7 protein-coding genes are annotated in these 3,724 nt (G+C 38.8%); 4 read left to right on the plus strand and 3 right to left on the minus strand.

Features of this window, described 5'->3' with window-relative positions; all coding sequences use genetic code 11:
- Positions 1–128 precede the first annotated feature (128 nt).
- The 3 genes from BLU58_RS15800 to BLU58_RS15810 all read right to left on the minus strand — a co-directional run bounded on the left by BLU58_RS15800 (position 129) and on the right by BLU58_RS15810 (position 2,407).
- The gene (locus BLU58_RS15800) at positions 129–836 is read right to left on the minus strand and encodes a YdcF family protein (protein ID WP_093293806.1); all 708 of its coding nucleotides are present in this window, start codon (positions 834–836) and stop codon (positions 129–131) included.
- A complete protein-coding gene (locus tag BLU58_RS15805; RefSeq protein WP_176786727.1) occupies positions 833–1,969 on the minus strand; it encodes a helix-turn-helix domain-containing protein in 1,137 nt (378 codons plus the stop codon). The genes BLU58_RS15800 and BLU58_RS15805 overlap by 4 nt, the downstream gene beginning before the upstream one ends.
- 108 nt (positions 1,970–2,077) lie before the next feature.
- Positions 2,078–2,407 carry a helix-turn-helix domain-containing protein gene (locus tag BLU58_RS15810; RefSeq protein WP_093293811.1) on the minus strand — a complete coding sequence of 110 codons (330 nt, stop codon included), beginning with the start codon at positions 2,405–2,407 and terminating at the stop codon, positions 2,078–2,080.
- 184 nt (positions 2,408–2,591) lie between these two features.
- Here BLU58_RS15810 and BLU58_RS15815 point away from each other — a divergent pair, with 184 nt between their 5' ends.
- The 4 genes from BLU58_RS15815 (at position 2,592) to BLU58_RS15825 (ending at position 3,586) form a co-directional block, all read left to right on the plus strand.
- Entirely contained in the window at positions 2,592–2,861 is a 270-nt protein-coding gene (locus BLU58_RS15815; protein WP_093293814.1) for a helix-turn-helix domain-containing protein, read from the plus strand.
- A 20-nt stretch (positions 2,862–2,881) separates the two neighbouring features.
- Positions 2,882–3,076: a hypothetical protein gene (locus BLU58_RS15820; RefSeq protein WP_093293816.1), complete on the plus strand. Its 195-nt coding sequence runs from the start codon at positions 2,882–2,884 to the stop codon at positions 3,074–3,076.
- Positions 3,054–3,191: a hypothetical protein gene (locus tag BLU58_RS16590; protein WP_176786728.1), complete on the plus strand. Its 138-nt coding sequence runs from the start codon at positions 3,054–3,056 to the stop codon at positions 3,189–3,191. Before BLU58_RS15820 ends, BLU58_RS16590 begins: the two co-directional genes overlap by 23 nt.
- 65 nt (positions 3,192–3,256) lie before the next feature.
- On the plus strand, positions 3,257–3,586 hold the full coding sequence (locus BLU58_RS15825) for a single-stranded DNA-binding protein (RefSeq protein ID WP_176786729.1): 330 nt from the start codon (positions 3,257–3,259) through the stop codon (positions 3,584–3,586).
- The last annotated feature ends 138 nt before the right edge of the window (positions 3,587–3,724 follow it).

Here is a 3,724-nt window from a genome sequence, read left to right on the forward strand (position 1 = left end):
AAATTTATCTATTATAATATTATATAACAAAATTAGAGTTTTTTCAATATTTTTTGAGTGATAATCCATCTCTGTCCTCTTCTAAATATAGAGAAGAAAAAGCCCCTGTATCACAGAGACTTTCTTAATCAAAGGTCACCCTTGGCTCTATACAGTTTGATTCGTTGTTTTTCACTACTAACTAGATTTCGATTTTTCTCAGATAAAAACCAAGTAGTCGAACTCCATTCACTTTCACCTGCACAATGATTGATAATCTCAATTCCATGTGATTTCAATACTTTAGTGAAAGTAAGTGATGTTCGTAGTTGATGAAATGGAGAGGTCACAAGAATAATGCGGGATATATTATTTTCCCTCAGCAACTTCAATACATATTCAGCGTTTTCACGTGTATGAAGTGAGTTATTTTCAATTAGAATATGATTGGATGAAACTCCTGCCTCTATAGCCTTATCACGCATATATTCGGCACCTAGACTAATATCCCATTTTTCAGATGCTGTACCAATATCCTTGTTTTGAATTCTCCCCTCCCTTACTGCTTCTTCAATCTCTTGCAACGGAATTAACGTTGGTTGATGAGAATCAACTTTAGCACTAAATTTACCGCTACAGATAATGTAGGGAGCCCATCCCTCTCGGTACAGATGTACAGCCGTGTGTATCTTACTGTCTAAAAACTCAAGATTTCCACGCGTACCAGCAAGAACAACAATTGCATCAGATTTCTGTAAGCGATCCCTTAAGGCAAAGCGTTTGCCTTTTATATAAAAGATCAGCCAATAAGTAATCATTAAAACCATGGCCAGCAGGATACCAAATAAAATTTTCATTTTGAATCCTCCGAAATTATATTCCCTAGATCTACTACATACTGCTCCTTCCTCCACTTAGACTTTCTCAATTCATCATGTAACTCTTTAACATTGTTGATAATCCTACTTGAGCCAATGGAGTTAGCAAGCATAAGAGCTTCCTGTGCATTTTGCACACAAGAATCTAGGGAGCCTAAACCCATATAAGATTTCGCTTTCTGGATAAGTAGTCTTGCACGTCCTCTAACAATTGTTGGATTATACTTTGCTAGGCTCTTGTCAATTTGGTCAATGGCCTGCTTATAATCTCCTAAATATACTGCATTGACTCCTCTTTGTGCTGATAGGGAAGAAGAGTTGAGCCGGGTTAAATTTATTTCCGCTGTAAGGGGCTTCGATTCTACACTTTTTTCTGCAAGAGAAATGCTTTGCCAACTCTCTTTTTCTTGACCTATTTTTGCCTGGGCTTCTGAAAGTGCTTGATAGATATACCCTTCTAACTTTGTATATCCAAGATTTTTGATCGTTTCAAGAGCCTTTGTAAAACATGTAATAGCATCCAAGGGACGTTCTTCCTGATTTAAAGTAATCCCTTCTCTCACTAACGCAGAGGCTATTAGCTCGGGATTGAAAAGTGTCTCCGCTATTAACGATGCTTTCCTGTGTATTATATGTGCTTCTGCGTATTTTCTCATATCCCTGAGTACTGAGCCTTGAAGCTGATATCCCATTGAAAGAATAGTTAACGAACGTTCATATAAATCATCGCCTTGCAAGAACATGGAAGTCTTAGCAACATGTTGCATCCATTTATCAAATTCATAACTCACAAGGTTTGTCCCACCTGTATGATACAGAGACCAACGAATTAACATTTCATTTTCAAGAATAGATAGGTAATCACTATTTAAATTGCTTTGAATGATAATACTGTCATTTGCCTTAGCATAATCGCTCTGTTTGCTCAATAACCCTAATTGTTCTGGGGTCTTTTGTAAACACTTACATAATCTTTGTACACTATCAATCCTGATAGATTCTCCACGCTCTGCCCGCTCAACGGTTGAAAGAGAAACTTCAGCGAAATCAGCTAGATGTTGCTGTGTCCATCCTTTCGTGCGTCTTGCTGTGCGTAGCAAGGGGTTCCTCACCTTTGCCACTCCCTTAGACTGCTAACGCAGATAGAATGTTATTTTAAGCACTCTACAAGTGAAGGATAACTGACGGGTTGATTGACGGATTTAAATAGACAATTTGTTTTATTCTAAAAAAGACTCAATAAAGCGAGTTACAGAATTTAATTGGTTAGGATTTAGTCTTTCTATTAATGCATGCAACCGATCTATATCAGATTTTTCGGCTTTAACGTTAGGAGGTGATGGATCATCAGAACGCCCCACAAGATAGTCCAATGAAACATTAAAATGATTTGCCAATGTGATAAGCCCCTCGAAATCAGGATTACGCTCTCCGTATTCGATATACTGCATACCCCTAGTTGATTTAAAGCCAAGTACCTCAGCTAGTTCCTTTTGGGTAAGAGAATGCTTTTCACGCAATTCCTTAACTCTGGACCCAATATTTGACATAAAAAAATCACTCCAAAAAAACTTATTGACACGAATTATATGTTCGTGTAATATAGTGTTAGATGAACAATTTGTTCGTGTTATAGTGTGTAGATATTACAAAAATCAAAAGCGATTCACTACCTTTCATTATAACACCAGTAAAGATTTTACTTCAATTAAATAAAAAAGCGAGGTGCATTTAATGAACACATCTGACACCATGATTCAACTACTTCAAACCGTAACCGACCTAAATGAAAAAGTACTCAACCTAACCCAGCGTATGGAAAACAAACCACAAACCGAATCCCTCACCTACAGCGTAGAACAAACTGCGAAGATGCTTGGCATTAGCCGTACCAAACTCTACGAACTCCTACACCGCCCAGACTTCCCCGTTGTCGACATCGGGCACAGAAAGCTCATCCCAAGAAAGAACCTTGAAGAATGGTTAAATCAGCAAGCCCAATAAATCATAAGGGGTGAAACTCAATGAATCCGGTTCTATCTAAAATTGAATACCGCTTAGAAGTTCTCCAATTCCAAATCGAAACCTACTCTCAGGGATTTCTACAAGGTATGTGGGAAGATGGCAAGATCGCACAGAGGCAAGAAGAAATGCAGTTCCTAAACGAACTGAAACAACTCATCGGAGGTATGGAGAATGAAAGCACTTGTGGATTATAAAGAATTGAAATGCTTTCTCGATTTTCTCTCTGATAAGGCAGAAGATGTCTACCAAGCCGAAGTGGATAAAGCGATCAAATTCTTTTTAGCGGAACAGGTAGAAAAGAGGAAATAAGCATGCACCTGTATTGCCTCAGATCAGTCCTGCGGTAATGAAAAAACAAAATGGAGGAATTCAAAATGAACAAAGTAAGCTTAGTAGGTCGTGTGGCGGTAGAGCCAAAGTTGAATAAGACAGCAAACGGGAAGTCATACATGTTCTTACGTCTAGCAGTGGAAGGATACTTTGACAAGAAGACCAAGCAAATGACCACTGATTTTATTCCTGTGATGGTATGGGGTCGTGAGGCAGATAAATGTCGCAATCTATTGAAGGGTTCGTTAATTTCAATCGAGGGTCGTGTCAATGCTGGATCGTTTGCGGATTCAAATGGAGAAAAGAAGTTTAGTCTGGACATTATCGCAGAGTCTATCAGCTTCCTCGCCAAACCAAAATCCAAAGGGGCTTAGTACAATGAGCGGATGGTTTAGTATGAGGGAACCGAATGATGACTGGATCAAATGCCTTTTCGAACCAGCCTATGACCTTATCACCATGGAGACCGAGCACACTAAGAGAGCGAAGCGTGAGCGTGAACAACGGAAACA

The sequence above is a fragment of the Thermoactinomyces sp. DSM 45892 genome, assembly GCF_900107305.1.
In the GTDB taxonomy this organism is placed as follows: Bacteria; Bacillota; Bacilli; order Thermoactinomycetales; family Thermoactinomycetaceae; genus Baia.

Coding starts and splice junctions, on each gene's coding strand:
- BLU58_RS15800 (WP_093293806.1), bottom strand. CDS start 836: ATGAAAATTTTATTTGGTATCCTGCTGGCCATGGTTTTAATGATTACT.
- BLU58_RS15810 (WP_093293811.1), bottom strand. CDS start 2,407: ATGTCAAATATTGGGTCCAGAGTTAAGGAATTGCGTGAAAAGCATTCT.
- BLU58_RS15815 (WP_093293814.1), top strand. CDS start 2,592: ATGAACACATCTGACACCATGATTCAACTACTTCAAACCGTAACCGAC.
- BLU58_RS15820 (WP_093293816.1), top strand. CDS start 2,882: ATGAATCCGGTTCTATCTAAAATTGAATACCGCTTAGAAGTTCTCCAA.
- BLU58_RS16590 (WP_176786728.1), top strand. CDS start 3,054: ATGAAAGCACTTGTGGATTATAAAGAATTGAAATGCTTTCTCGATTTT.
- BLU58_RS15825 (WP_176786729.1), top strand. CDS start 3,257: ATGAACAAAGTAAGCTTAGTAGGTCGTGTGGCGGTAGAGCCAAAGTTG.